13 protein-coding genes are annotated in these 15788 nt (G+C 46.7%); 4 read left to right on the forward strand and 9 right to left on the reverse strand.

What is annotated here, in order from left to right; translation table 11 throughout:
* Positions 1 to 12 precede the first annotated feature (12 nt).
* Complete coding sequence (gene pyrE, locus TA_RS00290) at positions 13 to 528, reverse strand: orotate phosphoribosyltransferase (protein WP_010900484.1); 516 nt, start codon at positions 526 to 528, stop codon at positions 13 to 15.
* Between the two features lie 110 nt (positions 529 to 638).
* On the opposite strand from pyrE, the gene TA_RS00295 reads away from it, so the two are divergent.
* Together TA_RS00295 and rimI are read left to right on the forward strand one after the other, a co-directional pair.
* The gene (locus TA_RS00295; protein WP_010900485.1) at positions 639 to 2501 is read left to right on the forward strand and encodes an ATP-dependent DNA helicase; all 1863 of its coding nucleotides are present in this window, start codon (positions 639 to 641) and stop codon (positions 2499 to 2501) included.
* A 52-nt stretch (positions 2502 to 2553) separates the two neighbouring features.
* A complete protein-coding gene (rimI, locus tag TA_RS00300) occupies positions 2554 to 3009 on the forward strand; it encodes a ribosomal protein S18-alanine N-acetyltransferase (protein WP_048162200.1) in 456 nt (151 codons plus the stop codon).
* 221 nt (positions 3010 to 3230) lie between these two features.
* Here rimI and TA_RS00305 read toward each other — a convergent pair whose 3' ends face one another.
* On the reverse strand, positions 3231 to 4433 hold the full coding sequence (locus TA_RS00305; protein ID WP_010900487.1) for a methionine adenosyltransferase: 1203 nt from the start codon (positions 4431 to 4433) through the stop codon (positions 3231 to 3233).
* Positions 4434 to 4567: 134 nt separating this feature from the next.
* On the opposite strand from TA_RS00305, the gene purH reads away from it, so the two are divergent.
* On the forward strand, positions 4568 to 6043 hold the full coding sequence (gene purH, locus TA_RS00310; RefSeq protein ID WP_010900488.1) for a bifunctional phosphoribosylaminoimidazolecarboxamide formyltransferase/IMP cyclohydrolase: 1476 nt from the start codon (positions 4568 to 4570) through the stop codon (positions 6041 to 6043).
* Positions 6044 to 6063: 20 nt separating this feature from the next.
* Here purH and TA_RS00315 read toward each other — a convergent pair whose 3' ends face one another.
* The 7 genes from TA_RS00315 to TA_RS00345 form a co-directional block, all read right to left on the reverse strand.
* Complete coding sequence (locus TA_RS00315) at positions 6064 to 6819, reverse strand: enoyl-CoA hydratase/isomerase family protein (RefSeq protein WP_010900489.1); 756 nt, start codon at positions 6817 to 6819, stop codon at positions 6064 to 6066.
* 318 nt (positions 6820 to 7137) lie between these two features.
* Complete coding sequence (locus tag TA_RS00320) at positions 7138 to 8004, reverse strand: presenilin family intramembrane aspartyl protease PSH (RefSeq protein ID WP_241761846.1); 867 nt, start codon at positions 8002 to 8004, stop codon at positions 7138 to 7140.
* Positions 7988 to 10300 (reverse strand): DNA topoisomerase I, encoded by a 2313-nt coding sequence (locus TA_RS00325; protein WP_010900491.1) that lies wholly within the window; start codon positions 10298 to 10300, stop codon positions 7988 to 7990. The genes TA_RS00320 and TA_RS00325 overlap by 17 nt, the downstream gene beginning before the upstream one ends.
* 6 nt (positions 10301 to 10306) lie before the next feature.
* The gene (locus tag TA_RS00330; RefSeq protein WP_010900492.1) at positions 10307 to 10579 is read right to left on the reverse strand and encodes an acylphosphatase; all 273 of its coding nucleotides are present in this window, start codon (positions 10577 to 10579) and stop codon (positions 10307 to 10309) included.
* Positions 10580 to 10711: 132 nt separating this feature from the next.
* A complete protein-coding gene (locus tag TA_RS00335) occupies positions 10712 to 12343 on the reverse strand; it encodes a permease (RefSeq protein WP_241761847.1) in 1632 nt (543 codons plus the stop codon).
* Positions 12333 to 13115: an ABC transporter ATP-binding protein gene (locus TA_RS00340; RefSeq protein ID WP_010900494.1), complete on the reverse strand. Its 783-nt coding sequence runs from the start codon at positions 13113 to 13115 to the stop codon at positions 12333 to 12335. The genes TA_RS00335 and TA_RS00340 overlap by 11 nt, the downstream gene beginning before the upstream one ends.
* A gap of 182 nt (positions 13116 to 13297) precedes the next feature.
* The gene (locus TA_RS00345; RefSeq protein ID WP_010900495.1) at positions 13298 to 14278 is read right to left on the reverse strand and encodes a VIT1/CCC1 transporter family protein; all 981 of its coding nucleotides are present in this window, start codon (positions 14276 to 14278) and stop codon (positions 13298 to 13300) included.
* A gap of 160 nt (positions 14279 to 14438) precedes the next feature.
* Between TA_RS00345 and TA_RS00350 the strand changes: the two genes are divergently transcribed.
* A complete protein-coding gene (locus tag TA_RS00350) occupies positions 14439 to 15788 on the forward strand; it encodes an acetyl ornithine aminotransferase family protein (protein ID WP_010900496.1) in 1350 nt (449 codons plus the stop codon).

Raw genomic sequence — 15788 nt, forward strand, 5'->3', positions numbered from 1 at the left:
CCATAAAAACTTCTATTTTCTGAAGCCTTTAACCTGTGAAATCCTTATTATCGGGTGAAGATCTATGCCATTCTCCTTGAGGAGATCCGATCCGCCCTCCTCCCTGTCAACAACGCAGTAAGCGCGTTTCACCACCGCCCCATTCTCTCTGAGCGTATTTACCGCCTTCAGAACAGAGTTGCCAGTCGTTACCACATCCTCTATCACATCGATCTCCTCTCCTTTTTCGAACTTCCCCACAAGAAGGCTCATAGTTCCATGGGATCTCTCCTTTCTCACTATTATGTACGGTATGGACATCTGCAGTGCGGTTGCCACAATGAGTGGCACAGCGCCCAGCTCCATGCCGGCTATCTTGCTGGATCTTATCATTCCTGAGAATTCCGAGGCTATTTTTCTCAAAACAGAAGGATCTGTTGCAGCTTCCTTGATGTCCACATAGTATGTGGATCTCTTGCCGGATGTGAGAACAAAATCACCGAACTTTATTGCTCCAACTCTAAGAAGATCCTCTTCCAGACCACCCATCTGTATCCTCAGGCGATCTGTTGGACAGAAAAAAAGGTTTCCATCCGCTTCTAAGTGGAACTATGAGGATTGCTAATATTCATTAACCGGGTCAGCATCTTTCACAGAGGATGTACGAGAACAGGCAGTACCAGGTGGAGGCCATCGATTTTCTCAGGAGTTCTTTGCAGAAAAGCTACGGCGTGGCACTTGAATCTCCAACCGGTTCCGGCAAGACCATCATGGCATTGAAATCTGCCCTGCAGTATTCAAGTGAAAGGAAGCTCAAGGTTCTGTACCTTGTCCGCACCAATTCGCAGGAGGAACAGGTTATAAAGGAATTGAGATCTCTTTCATCCACGATGAAGATCCGCGCAATACCAATGCAGGGCAGGGTCAATATGTGCATACTCTACAGGATGGTTGACGATCTGCACGAGATAAATGCAGAATCTCTTGCAAAATTCTGCAACATGAAGAAGCGTGAGGTCATGGCCGGAAATGAGGCTGCATGCCCGTACTTCAACTTCAAGATAAGATCCGATGAAACGAAGAGGTTTCTTTTCGACGAGCTGCCGACTGCGGAGGAATTTTACGATTATGGGGAAAGGAACAACGTGTGCCCTTATGAAAGCATGAAGGCAGCACTGCCAGATGCAGACATTGTTATAGCACCTTATGCATATTTTCTCAACAGGTCCGTGGCAGAGAAGTTTCTCAGCCACTGGGGCGTCTCAAGAAACCAGATAGTGATAATACTGGATGAAGCGCACAACCTGCCGGATATAGGCAGATCCATAGGATCCTTCAGGATATCTGTGGAATCGCTGAACAGAGCAGACAGGGAGGCTCAGGCATACGGTGATCCAGAGCTGTCGCAGAAGATCCATGTTTCCGATCTGATAGAGATGATCAGAAGTGCTTTGCAGAGCATGGTCAGCGAGAGATGCGGGAAGGGCGACGTCAGGATAAGGTTCCAGGAATTCATGGAATATATGAGGATAATGAACAAGAGGAGCGAGAGAGAAATAAGATCGCTGCTGAACTATCTCTATCTCTTCGGCGAATACGTGGAAAACGAGAAGGAAAAGGTGGGCAAGGTACCTTTCAGTTATTGCTCGTCCGTTGCCAGCAGGATCATCGCATTCTCTGACCAGGATGAGGAGAAGTACGCGGCCATACTTTCGCCGGAAGACGGCGGATATATGCAGGCGGCCTGCCTTGATCCGTCTGGAATACTGGAGGTGCTGAAGGAATCCAAGACGATACACATGTCCGGAACGCTTGATCCTTTCGATTTCTATTCCGACATCACCGGTTTCGAGATTCCTTTCAAGAAGATAGGCGAAATATTTCCTCCTGAGAACAGATACATTGCGTATTACGATGGGGTGTCATCAAAATACGACACGCTGGATGAAAAGGAACTGGACAGAATGGCGACGGTGATAGAGGATATAATACTGAAGGTGAAGAAGAACACCATAGTGTACTTTCCATCATATTCGCTCATGGACAGGGTTGAGAACAGGGTATCATTCGAACACATGAAGGAGTACAGGGGCATAGACCAGAAGGAACTGTACTCCATGCTTAAGAAATTCAGGAGGGATCATGGTACAATTTTCGCAGTATCTGGCGGAAGGCTTTCTGAAGGCATAAATTTTCCGGGAAACGAACTGGAGATGATAATACTCGCGGGCCTGCCTTTCCCGAGGCCGGACGCCATCAACAGATCGCTGTTTGACTACTATGAGAGGAAATACGGCAAGGGCTGGGAATACAGCGTCGTGTATCCAACGGCCATAAAGATAAGGCAGGAGATAGGGAGGCTCATAAGGAGTGCGGAAGATACAGGCGCCTGCGTGATCCTGGACAAGAGGGCCGGCCAGTTCAGGAAATTCATACCTGATATGAAGAAGACGTCGGATCCGGCATCGGATATATACAATTTTTTCATATCTGCGCAGGCACGCGAAAAATATGGGGCCTGAACCCTGCGTGGAAAACGTTTTATGCCTGTTTTGATTTGTAAAAATGGTTTATATGGCTATAAATGCTGTGGCCGGCTCCATCAGGGAGTTCTCGCCTAAGGACATAGATCAGGTATACAGGATAGCTCAGGAATCTCTGACAGAGTTCTACACGCAGTCCCTGATCATGGATCTGCACAGGGAATGGCCGGAGTCATTTATGGTGTACACCATAACGGATACCGTAGTCGGCTTCATAGTCGGATCCAAATATTCAAGGACGGAAGCAAGAATACTCCTCTTCGCCGTGGACGAAAGATTCAGAAAGATGGGGGTCGGATCTGCGCTCATGGATCGCTTCCTGCAGCTTTGCAGGGAGGAGAACATGCTGAGTGTGCGCCTGGAGGTACGGACAGACAACGACGAGGCAATAAGGTTTTACAAGAAATACGGTTTCGTCATAACTGCACTCCTTCCAGGATATTACAGCGATTCTTCAAACGCCTACACTATGTGGCGCATAGTTTAGCAAAATGGCGTCATAGTCCTATGACGCGCGCATTGCATTATGAGAACAGCGAATATGTTCACAGATTCAAAGGAGATTCTATCTTCCAGAAGATCATCGGATATGCGGTGGCGGTTAATTTCATCGTGGGATTGAGGCGCAATTCAGCTGGATAAGGTCGGCATTTATATCAAAGACCATGATCATTAAAAAATGTTCCACCATTAAGGTGGAATCAGGCATCAGAATACCGGGATCTTGCCCTCTACAAACTCCATTGTCAGGTCGGATATGTGGGCAAGGCGGTCGTCAACAAGGTTTCTGATGTTGTTCTTGTGCTTGGAGTGGTCGACGTTTCCCTCATATATAACCTGCACGCTCGCCACATGCGGATCGTCGATGGGCCTTCCGATCTGCGATACTATTCTAACAAGAACCTCCGCTATGTCGTTTCCTTCCTCCTTGACGATGTCATTCGCTATTTTGTTTGAAAGCACATTGTACAGCTTACCCACATGCGTTACGGGGTTCTTTCCTGCAGCGGCCTCCATGCTCATGGCCCTGTATGGAGTTATCAGGCCGTTAACCCTGTTGCCCCTGCCAACTGAACCGTCGTCGCCGTTCTCCATGGACATGCCAGTGACGGTCAGATAGCCCACAGCCTTTCCATCCTCCTTTATGTCAGCGGTGTTGATGTAGACCTTTACCTCCTTATCCGTGTACTCCACAGCGTTGTCAAGAACTAGCTGCTTCAGCTCATCCTTAATGTTGAAGTACTCGTCGGCATCGTGTATGTACTTATCCACCATTGCGGCTGCGACGGTCAGGTTGATGGTGTCCTTCTGCCTGAAACCCATGACCTTTATGTCGTATCCAACCATGGGCATCTTCTTCTTGAGCTCTCCGTTCAGGTACTTCTCGGTGTTCAGAACCATTGTTTCTGTCTCTGAGAGCGGCGCGAAGCCAACTCCGAATGACGTGTCATTTGCTTCGAGTTTCTTTGTATCGTAAACTTCAACGAGATCAACCGATCCCTGGCCTATCCTTGAATCGATCATCACGTCTGCATCAACATCAAGATGCCTGAAGTGTTCCCTGAGATAGTCCCTTGCAGCCTTTATGGTTATTGACTTGAACGGTACGCGGTCGTTTCCAACCTTCGTCGTTGCCCTTCCACTGAGAAGTATGTATGTTGGCTCAAGGACAAGACCGCCTCCGTATTTCGGCGCAGACTGCCCTCCGACAACCTCGACCTGGTCTGTATTGTGGTGGAGAATCCTGCCGTAATGCTCGATGTAGTATTTTGACAGGGATCTGCTGACTGCCTCTGCAATTCCATCTGCGACACTGTCTGGATGTCCGATACCCTTTCTCTCTACTATTTCCACTTCCTTCTTTGGAGTCGGTATCTGGTGCAGCTCTTCGACTGAGATGTTTCTCTCCATAATTTACCTCTGGGTAGTCCATATTTATGGTTTATTAAATGTTTTGTAAGCAAATTCCAAATATTACGGCATCGGAAAATAATATTACTGGGGGTAATTAGAACAATATTTATGCTTTCCGTTTAATAACACCCATGAACTTCCTCATAAGTGTTTATGACAAGACTGGCCTCGCTGAATTTCTGAAAAAGGTCAGGGGACATATCGATGTAGTTTACGCCACATCCGGCACCTACAGATCGCTCAAGGATCTTGGCCTGAATCTGCATGAGACCTCCGAGATAACCGGCTTCGATGATCTGCTCGGAGGGAGGGTAAAAACGCTGCATCCGGTGCTTTACGCAGGCCTTCTGTACAGGGATAGAAATGAAGGCAACCAGGTGAAATTCGATGTCGTAATATCCAATCTGTATCCGTTCAGCGTTGACATGAAGACCGAGGACGAGATGATCGAGAACATTGACATTGGGGGCGTCTCCCTGACAAGGGCTGCTGCGAAGAACTACCGCAACATACTGGTCCTGACCTCCCCGGAGGACTATGCCACCGCTGCTGATGTCATAAACTCAGGAAATATACCGGAAGACTACAGAAAGAGGATGGCCATGAAGGCCTTCATAAGGATGGCCGAGTACGATGCCAGAATAAACGAAGGCCTGTCAAGGATATCCGGACTGGCCAGTGATTCGTACGTGGCCATAGGCTACAACGGGGAAAAGCTGAGGTACGGTGAAAATCCAGATCAGGCGGGATACCTCTTCACGAGCGATCCTTCTGTGGGCGTGGCTGCATCAGAAAAGCTCAATGGCAAGGAACTGTCGTACAACAACATCCTCGATGCGGACTCCGCTTTTGAGACGGCGCTCGAGTTCGATGATCCGGCCGTCATAGTCATGAAGCACAACACACCATCAGGCGTGGCCCAGGATAACGATATCGTGGCCGCTTTCAGAAAAGCATGGGATGCAGACCCGGAGAGTGCCTACGGTTCTGTCATAGCTGTAAACAGGAAGGTAACCGAGGATCTTGCCGCTGCCATGAAACCCTACTTCATAGAGGTTTTGCTCGCTCCGGATTATGATGAAAAGGCTCTGGATCTGCTCCGGAAGAAGAAGAACCTCAGGGTGCTGAAGGTCAGGTGGCAGAGGGACGATCGCCTGCGCATAAGATCCGTATCTGGTGGCTTCCTTGCGCAGACGCCAATGCGTGCATCCATCGATGCATCTTCCCTCAGGCTTGTTACCGAAAAAGGTGCGGATGAAAAGACCGTCCAGGATCTCCTATTTGCCTGGAAAGTCGTGGCAAGATCGAGGAGCAATTCCATAGTCTTTGCAAAGGATCTAGTAACCACAGGTATAGGTGCAGGGCAGACCTCAAGGGTTGAGGCCGCAAGAATAGCAGCACAGCGTGCAGGAGATAGATCCAGAGGATCTGTAATGGCGTCAGATGCCTTCTTCCCGTTTCCTGACAGCATCGATGTAGCGGCATCAGCTGGCATAAAGGCCATAATCCAGCCAGGGGGATCAATAAGGGATGATGAGGTAATAAAGCGCTGCAACGAACTCGGCATTCCTATGTATTTCACTGGAAAAAGGGTCTTTCTGCACTAAAAAATGTGACGATCCGAAATTCACTCTCCGGTGAATTTCGGTTTTCTCTTCTCCTTGAAGGCCGTTAGTCCCTCCTTTGCATCCTTTGTTCTGAATGTCAGCGCAAACTTTTCCTTTTCGAGTTCATAGCCTTCTCTACCGATGCTGGTCATGACTTCTTTTATGTATCTGATTGATACCGCAGGCTTCTCGGCGAGTTCCCTTGCAAGCTTCATCGCCTCATCGATGTAATTCTCAGAAACCATGTTAACTATGCCATGGGCAAGGGCCTCCTTCTCATCTATGATCTTCCCAGTCATGGCGAGGTACTTTCCGTAAGACGGGCCGGCAAGTTCCATTATTCTCTGCGTACCGCCGAATCCAGGCATTATGCCAAGCCCCACCTCTGGGAATCCGTACTTTGTGTTGACATCTGATATCCTGAAATCACAAGCTAATGCAAGCTCGAAGCCACCACCCAGTGCATACCCATGGATAGCGGCTATCACGGGTTTTTCATAGGTTGCAATACTGTTCATGACATTCTGGCCAAGATCTGAGAAACGAAAGGCTGCACGGTCATCCATTGTCAGGAAATTGTTTATGTCTGCACCTGCAGAGAAAGCTCGATCGCTTCCCCTGAGGACTATTACCTTTCCAGATCCCCTCACTGCATGATCGATCTCTTGAAGCAAATCGATTGTCAACGGGTTTAGTGGGTTTTCTCTCCTTATCTCTATCACCCTAACACCATCCTCGTCCTTCACAACTATCTCCCTATATTTCTCTTCTGTCAATGGGGCACCTCATTACGATGATCCTTTGAAATCTCTTTATGCTTTCTGCAAGTTCGGGCAGGAGAAGACCGAAATGCTGTACTTGCAAGTTTTTCGAAATATATGAAAATTCCGAGCTAGGCTGGAATATCCATTATTGCACATATCTACGATGCATATATTGCAAATGCTTACACCGAAAGATGATGCATCGATACTCTGCTCAATGCATGATTCTGAACGAAGCTGTCAAGGATCGTGGAATATCAAAAGAGAAAAATAAAGACCATCGCCATCCTTTCTCCACAAAAGTTTCCCTGTAAATATTCGCATTACATCTCAGAATACGCGGAATGCGAGGAATGCTATCAGAAATCCGGCTATCGTACCAGTGTTTATGTATGGAAGGCCAGGTGCAGGCCTATCTCGGTTCCAGAAATAAAGCACGGCCATGCCAATCAGCCCGCCTGCAAGCGGGAGTACCGTGAAGAACAGAATGTGTGATATTCCATATATTGCGGATGAAACCACCATTATGCTTGGCAGTGCAATGTCTCCAAAGCCTATCATCAGAACGTTTCCATCTCCACGGTTATCGAAGCTCAGACCGCGCATTGTGAATCCGCTGTTCTCAGGAAGGACGAAGAGCATGGGAAGATCCGAATCTACCGCATACCTTGCGAGGCTTATCATGTGCCTCGTCTTGTATACTGCTATGTAGTCATAGATTTCAAATGCTATAAGGAACGCGACTGCAGCCCATACACCGAACGTTATACCCCAGATGGAGGATATTCCAACGGAGAGGAAGAATCCTGCAAGGTCTGTGACGTACCACTCATTCCTGAAGAGTATCATGTAAAAGAATACTATTGCTACTACAATCGATACCGTGAATATTGCATAAACATTGTACAGGAATATGGATAGCAATATGAGGAATACGTAGAAGATCACATAGGCAACAACTATAGAATAGATCACTTTGAAAATCCTGAGCTTCTTTTTCCTCCCGAGGTATATGATGACGAAGGAGAAGAGAAATGCGGCGATTATGTATACGAATACATAGCCTATCCCATATGTGGGCGATCTGTGGGCATATGAAGATGGCTCCGAATTGTAAATTGCCACGGCCAACAGTATGGCCAGAAGCGAAGAAAGAACGAATATCGTCATCGAGACTATTTCAGCTTTTGCTCGCATTTCTCCCCTTTTTCCTTACACTCTTCTCCACCGCAGCCTCCGGCTTCCTTTTCTTGTTGTACTCGCACTGCATGTTGGGGCAGAACTTCCACTTCCTTCCATTTCTTGATAAAGCCAGTATGGGAGCACCGCAGTATGGGCACACTTCGCCTGTTTTTGTTATCCTCCCCATTTGAGGTAGAGGATATGTGACCGTGCACTTGGGGTAATTGCTGCATCCAAGGAAGCGCTTTCCGTATTTTGACTGCCTGAGGACCAGCCTCCCGTGATCCGCAGGGCATTCTCCATAATCTTCGTTTTCTCGGTTATAGCTGCAGTCTGGATCTATGCATTTGATCTCCGGAGACTGTCCTTTCCTTATTATCTTTATCATTGGAAGGCCACACACAGGGCATTTCTGGTCAGACAGTGTTATAGATCCATTCCTTTTTATCCTGAAGTTTATCTTGCAAGATGGATCTTCGCATCTTACAGTGTATGTAAAGCGATCCCTGATGACCATTATCTTCTTTCCCTCATGGAACGGGCAATCGCCTATCTCCTGGCCTGCATTTATGCCCTTTGTTATTATGTCTTTCACATCCGCTGTCTTGGTCAGGAAGTGGCTCAGGACCTCATGGAGCATTTTCTTGGATTCTTCCACGACATCATTCTTGCTCATTTCATTCTTCTCGATCCTGTCCATGTCCTCTTCAAGTTTGGCCGTCATCTCAGGATCTGCTATGTGCGAGTTCACGGATCTCACAGCATCTATAAATGCCATGCCAAGGGGGGTAGGCTTCACTGGGTTTCCTTCGATGAAGCCCCTCTCTATCAACTTTCCTATTATGTCGTGCCTCGTGCTCTTTGTTCCAAGGTTGAGTTCCTCCATCTTCTTAAGCAGGGATGACATATCGTACCTTGGCGGTGGCTTCGTCTCTTCTCTCTGGATGTTCCAGTCTATGGCCTTTAGATCCTCTCCTTCTGTGAGTTCTGGGAGATAGACGTCCTTTGGGTCATATCCGTATATCTCCGTCCAGCCACGGTCGGTTGTGTGCTGTCCTGCGGCCTTAAAGGTGTAGCCATTGACATAAATTTCAGCTTCGGCAACGGTTTTCTTACCGTCTCTGTAAAGTGTGGACAGAAAATGCCTGAGTATCAGATCATAAACGCGGCCGTAATCACCTTTGAGCTGTTCTTTTGGCGAATCAACAGGATATATTGGCGGATGATCGGTTGTCTCAATCCTCCCCCTGGAGGGTAATATTCTATCGAAGGTTTCGATCTCCTTAACGTATTTGGAGTAAGCAGTATTTTCAAGTTTTTTCAGAACTGATTTCAGGTTTATGGATCTTGGGTAAACGGTGTTATCTGTTCTCGGATAACTTATCAGCCCCCTCATGTAAAGATTTTCAGCTATGCTCATGGCCTTGGTGGGCATGATTCCTATTCTGGAAGCTTCCCTGAGGAATTCCGTCGTGCTGAATGGGGCTGGTCTTCTTATGTGATCTTCCTTCGATGTATATGAGGAAACCCTTCCATTCTTTCCCTTTATGGCTTCATATATCTTTTCTGCGGTATCCTGATCTTTTATATTCTCAGGATACCGTGCCTTGAACTGCCCATCCTTGTCGAACGTGATGGATATCGTCCAGTAACGCTCCGGCCGGAAACTTTGTATTTCCCTTTCTCTGTCTACGACTATTGCCAGGGTTGGGGTCTGCACTCTTCCAGCAGAGAGAAATGATTTGCCAAGGCGTCCCGTGGTGACCGAGAAGAACCTGGTGAGCACCGATCCCCATATCAGGTCTATGGATTCCCTGGCATCTGCAGCATCGGCAAGGCTGTAGTTTACGCCTATCAGATTTTTGAAAGAATCCAGTATCTCATTCTTTGTGAGTGCGCTGAATTTAGCGCGCCTGATCTCCTCTTTGCCCTCCTTTATTATATCCAGCGCCTCGACGCCTATGAGTTCGCCTTCCCTGTCGTAGTCTGTTGCGATGACTATCTCCTCAACCTTCCCGCGAAAGGCTTGCAGCGTCTGGTACGCAACCTTGTTCTTTATATTCTTTACTATCCTTGCATCTATTAGGTCCGATAGGTCTATCTTATTCCAGTCGCTGTACCCGCTTTCGAAGTCAGCTTCGACTATGTGTCCTGACAGTGGAATTAGATAGGTCTTGGAACCATTGTATTCAAACTCAAGATACGACGTACCCTTTGCCCTATGTGATTTGACCTGCCCACCGGAAAGAAAATACGCTATCCTCCTTCCCGCATCAGCTTTCTCAGCGATTATTATCCTGAAACCATCCAAAACTGACTACCTCTTTATCCTGAAATCGGGGAACTCCATATACGGTATGTCATACACATCATACCTTTTCACAACCGCATACGGCATATCGGAAACACAGTAATTTATCAGGCTCATCACATCGCATAGTTCGCCCGAAAAGTAAGCCTCAACCGATCCGTCGATCCTGTTCATTACCCAGCCTTTCACGTTTAGTTCCAAAGCCTTTGATAGCGTATTTGATCTGAAGTTTATGCCCTGAACCCTGCCATAGAAGAGAACTCTCTTTGTCACCAGCATTATAGGACATAATAGATCACCATGACTAATAGTTTTATGGTCTGCGTTATGGAGAGCAAGGAATGCATCCCCGATATCAATCCACAAGAACAGCCATTCGCTTCTGTGCCTGCTAATGAAAAAATTATTTTGTCACTGATGCACTGACTGCCCACTCTCACGGTCAGCATTAAGAAGCACAATATTGTATCGAAAGACCATGAAAAGGAGGACGATTATACCAATTACCGTGTTGATCAGGAAGAAAAAGTATGCGTTGAGTCGCAGCAGATCCTGCAAAAACAGAGAAAATATATCGGCAGATCCCACGATCAGGCCGGTGAAGGCGAACGTGGTTATGAAGGCGATCTGTCCACCGAATGAATAGAAGTTGACCGTATCAGCGGTATCAGGGATTTTCCGATAGAGCCTGTTCATATTGTAAACCGTCGAGGAGACGAAGTAAAGCATCATGTCCACTATTATGATTATATAGAACGCAGCGCCCATTAGTGCCTTTACGCTTATGGCCGCAAGCGTCGATATGCTTATCACGGCAAATATGAATGTTGGTGCAGAGATCTTCCACCTTATTATGCTGTTTCCATCCAGCGGCAGGGCCTTTATGAAGGATATGCCATTCCCTTCTATAACCAGGAACAGTATGGAATAGAAGGACGACGTCACGATAACGAATGCCACCATGGCATTGTAGAGTATGATGGGATCTGCCTTAGACGTGGGAGCATACAAAACCTCGGACATTATGGTTGGGAATACAAAGAAAAGGGGCATTATCAGCAGTACCAGATTCTGCGACTTTCTGGAAGAGATCTTCAGATCCTTGGAAAAGAATGAAAACGGCCTGCTTCTCACCTCTGCTTTCATCTGGGTTTTTACCCTTGACTGGTTTCTTGCGGTAGGTTCAAGGAGCCTGTAGAAAGCCTTCCTGTTGACATAAATAAACGCGAAGCTGGCTAAGGCGGTGTATACCATCGATATTATGAATCCAGTGGCCTGCATGTAAATGCCATGGAAGAAGAATACTGTAGACTGTATGTTGAAAATCGGAATGAAGTAAGAATATGGATAGGGAAGCCTAGGTATTATACCATTCACAATGTTGGCATTGTACAGTATTATCTCGAATATTGCAAACACAAAGACCAAAAAGACGATTCTGCCAACATTTCTCAGTATGTTGGTTGATCTTGTCCTCTTCCCGCTTATCCTGCTCCCGAAGGCAACGAATATTGAAGAACCTATTATATAGCCAAGGAGAACGGAAAATATGCTCCATATAAGGCCTATTACAAGTATGTACGGATCGCCGAGAAGGAAGGCTGCGAGAAATATCGCTGGGAGAACCGCAAACAAAGAGGAACTTCCTGTATATATGAACCAGGAAACGGCTATGACATGATCCGGAAAATCCACAGGAAGAATGCGCAGTGGGTCCAGAATGTGGTTTATGTTCACCGATACAAAGAACAAAAGCGAATTTGATATGTTTATGAAAAGGGAATATACGAAAAGCAGGAGTACCACGCTGGACAGTGTGTATATTCTATGCTCCATGAGGCTAGGTGCAACGAGTATCAGCGAGAAAACTATGAAGGAAAACGAAGTTGCGCCATATGAGATGTTCACATACCTCATTATGTAGTTGCCCTTGTTCCTTACCCTGGAGGATCTGGCCATAAAGGATGCTGAATTTTTAAGTGCGAGGTATCTCTCCTCTATGAGTATTCTCCTGGCAAGGTAAAACAGGGTCTTAGTGTTCAATTTCATCCCTCAGGTACCTTGCAACCTCCGGTATGTCATCCGCATTCGTGAGCTTCAGAAATATCTCCTCCAGATTCTGGGATGGCGCATTCGCTTCATTTCTGAGATCGGCAATTGTTCCGTTTGCAACTATATGCCCGTTGTAAAGTATTGCAACATGATCGCAGAGGGATTCTGCGATCTCCAGTATATGCGTTGAGAACACTATTATCTTACCGTGATCCCTCATATCAGTAAGGATGCTCTTGAAAAGCTTTGCAGAACGTGGATCGAGGCCATTTATGCCTTCATCTACTATGAGTATCTTTGGATCGTGGAGTATGGCCGAGATTATGGCAACCTTCTGCCTGTTGCCGAATGAGAGGGATCCTATAAATTCGTTAATATATTCAGCTATACCGAAGGCATCTATAAGCGCATCTACCCTTCTCCTGAAGGTACCCTCATCCATCCGCCTTATGGAGGCTATGAAACTGAACAGTTCCGAGGGTGTCATGGATTCATACAGTATTGGGGTCTCTGGAACATAACCAGATATTTCTTTTATCTTCATCTGATCACGTGTGCTGTCATAACCGCACACGATTGCGCTTCCGGCTGTTTGCTTGAGAAGGCCGAGTATTATGCGCATAAGGGTGGTCTTTCCAGATCCGTTTGGCCCAAGTATCCCGTATATAGTTCCCTCAGGAATATCCAGTGTAACTCCATCAAGAGCCAGTTTTTCGCCGTATCTCATGGAGACGTTATCGATCTTGATGGAACAGTTCATCATACATCAACGACAATAGTAATAAAATGACCTTAATAAGTGTGGAGATGTACCTTACACATTTTCGTATCCAAGTTTGCCAGAATCCTGGATATCCATAGGCATTGTGCCGGTTTCTCCTTATGGCTGTCTTCGTTTGGTACCATCCGGCACTTCAACGCTGCCCATTGTAATGGCCCATGGCATTAGATTATAGATATGTGCAGGAAATAGTGGAAGGAGAAACCGACCATGAATGTTATGAATGCGGCAAGAAGCGCAAGCAATGATGCCCTTATTGCCATCCTGAAGATCCCAACATTCACAGAAAGCGCAACGATGGCGTTGGTGAACCCCTGAACGACAAAAACAAGTACTATGGAAACTGCAAGTGCAATGTACTTGCTCAGAAACACGAACGGGAGTATTGGCACTGCTGCACCTAATATATAGGAAACGCCGACGTAAAGCGCAGAAGTCTTTGATTCGCTCTTTATGGAGTTGATGTAGTCCATGTCCACATCCTTTTTTCTGAACAGTATCTTCTTCTCTTCTTCGACGAGCTTGTATTCGGTCTCAGATTTCTTTGAGAGATACGCACCTATGCTCATGCTTGCAGTACCGCTTATGCCAACAACAAGGCCGCCAAGCGCAATATCGATATTGCTCACTATTATTGAGGTCAAGCCGGCTAGAGCAGCTAACACCTCAACAAGGCCATCGCTTATGCCGTATATCATGTCCTTGTTTCTCTCTATGGTGTCGCTCGATTTCTCCATGGCCTTTTCGAAGATTTCCTCATGCTCTATCTCTTCATCTAGTATCTCCTGCAGCCTGAGTCTGAAATCCTCGTCGAGATCAGGCCTCTTGAGATATTCGCTATACACTCTCACAGTGTTTATCTCGCCATGTTCAAGCAATCTGGCGGTTAGGAATACGCCGAGAAAATGCCTTAGAAAAACAAGGAAAAAAACCTTCAGCCTGTTGTACGTGGGCTGCGGGTTTACACCAGCCTTTTCCAGATTTTGCCTCCAGAAGTCTGAATGTTCCTTTTCTATGCCCGAGAGCCTGGAAAGGTTTTCCCTCAGATAATCATCCTTGATCTTCCTTGAGAGTATGGAGTAGAATGTCATGTCGGTAAGTTCGTCATGATAGAAGTCTGACCACTGCTTGACGTCTGCATCCATATCTAATTATCGATATCTACCTTAAATAATTATCGTTTTTTCTAGGTTCGCCATTGATTGCGAATAAGGTCATCCTGACATTTTACTGAATACGAAGATCGTATTGCACATACGTTTTTCATTCAATAAAATATATATTATTACTTCTAATATTGTTACTATGATGCAGGAAGAGCTCAACGGAATTAAGATAAAAGTAACACCGCCAGGCCCAGAAGCAAAGAAGATAATAGACATGAACGACCGATATCTGGCAAGAAGCACACAGTCGCTGCCCGTTGTGGGCAAGATCGGCCGTGGCGTATACGTTGAAGATGTTGACGGGAACGTGTATCTGGACTTTTCAAGTGGTATAAGCGTTACAAACCTCGGACATGTCGATCCATATGTCACCGCAAAGGTTGAAGATCAGCTCCACAAGATGTGGCACTTTCCAGGCACAGATTTCTATACGGAGATGCAGGTTCTTGCAGCTAAATCACTAATAGAAGTCACTCCAGGAAAGTTTGAAAAGAGGGTATTCTTCACAAACAGCGGAACCGAAAGCGTGGAAGCGGCCATCAAGGTGGCAAAATCGTACACCGGGAGAGGAATGTTCATAGGCTTCATCGGCGCCTTCCACGGAAGGACTCAGGGTTCGCTCAGCTTCACCGCTTCCAAGCCAATACACCACAGAGGTTTCTTCCCGTCCATGCCTGGAGTGGAGCATGTACCTTACCCGAACCCGTACAGGAATCCATTCGGAATAGACGGTTATGAGAATCCAGACGAGCTTGTGAACAGGGTTATAGATTACATAGAAACATACCTTCTCAAGACATACGTTCCGCCGGAGGATGTTGCCGGCATACTGGCCGAGCCCGTACAGGGTGAGGGTGGATACATAGTACCACCAATGAACTTCTTCCGCGAATTGCGCAAGCTTGCGGACAGCTACAACATTCCACTGATGATGGATGAGGTTCAGAGCGGTTTCGGAAGAACTGGAAAGTTCTTTGCCTCTGAGCACTTCGGTGTTGAACCTGACGTTATAACGCTGGCGAAGGCTATAGCATCGGGTATACCCATGGGCGCAGTGGTTATGCGAAAGGAGATGAACTTTAAGGAAAGCGGCCTCCATTCAAACACGTTCGGCGGAAACCTGATAGCGTCAGCCGCCTGCGTTGCCACCATCGAGGAGATGAAGAAACTTAATGTTGTTGAAAATTCAGCAAAGCAGGGCGCTTACCTGAGGAAACGCCTTGAGGAGCTACAGTCAAAGTACGATGCGATCGGTGATGTGAGAGGTCTCGGCCTAATGCAGGCAATAGACTTTGTCAAGGACAGGAGAACAAAGGAACCGAACAGCAAGCTAAGGAATGCGGTGATAGACAACGCTTTCAGGCTGGGATTAATACTGCTTTCAACAGGATCCAGCGCTATAAGGATCATCCCGCCGCTGATAATAACGCAGGATCAGATCGATGAGGGCATAGAGGTGCTTGACAAGGCAATAAAGCAGTCTCTGTGA

Origin of the sequence: Thermoplasma acidophilum DSM 1728, from assembly GCF_000195915.1 — an archaeon.
Lineage (GTDB): Archaea > Thermoplasmatota > Thermoplasmata > Thermoplasmatales > Thermoplasmataceae > Thermoplasma > Thermoplasma acidophilum.

Coding starts and splice junctions, on each gene's coding strand:
- TA_RS00330 (WP_010900492.1), bottom strand. CDS start 10,579: ATGCTGGTGACAAAGAGAGTTCTCTTCTATGGCAGGGTTCAGGGCATA.
- TA_RS00320 (WP_241761846.1), bottom strand. CDS start 8,004: ATGCGAGCAAAAGCTGAAATAGTCTCGATGACGATATTCGTTCTTTCT.
- TA_RS00350 (WP_010900496.1), top strand. CDS start 14,439: ATGATGCAGGAAGAGCTCAACGGAATTAAGATAAAAGTAACACCGCCA.
- TA_RS00305 (WP_010900487.1), bottom strand. CDS start 4,433: ATGGAGAGAAACATCTCAGTCGAAGAGCTGCACCAGATACCGACTCCA.
- TA_RS00345 (WP_010900495.1), bottom strand. CDS start 14,278: ATGGATGCAGACGTCAAGCAGTGGTCAGACTTCTATCATGACGAACTT.
- rimI (WP_048162200.1), top strand. CDS start 2,554: ATGGCTATAAATGCTGTGGCCGGCTCCATCAGGGAGTTCTCGCCTAAG.
- TA_RS00340 (WP_010900494.1), bottom strand. CDS start 13,115: ATGATGAACTGTTCCATCAAGATCGATAACGTCTCCATGAGATACGGC.
- pyrE (WP_010900484.1), bottom strand. CDS start 528: ATGGGTGGTCTGGAAGAGGATCTTCTTAGAGTTGGAGCAATAAAGTTC.
- TA_RS00295 (WP_010900485.1), top strand. CDS start 639: ATGTACGAGAACAGGCAGTACCAGGTGGAGGCCATCGATTTTCTCAGG.
- purH (WP_010900488.1), top strand. CDS start 4,568: ATGAACTTCCTCATAAGTGTTTATGACAAGACTGGCCTCGCTGAATTT.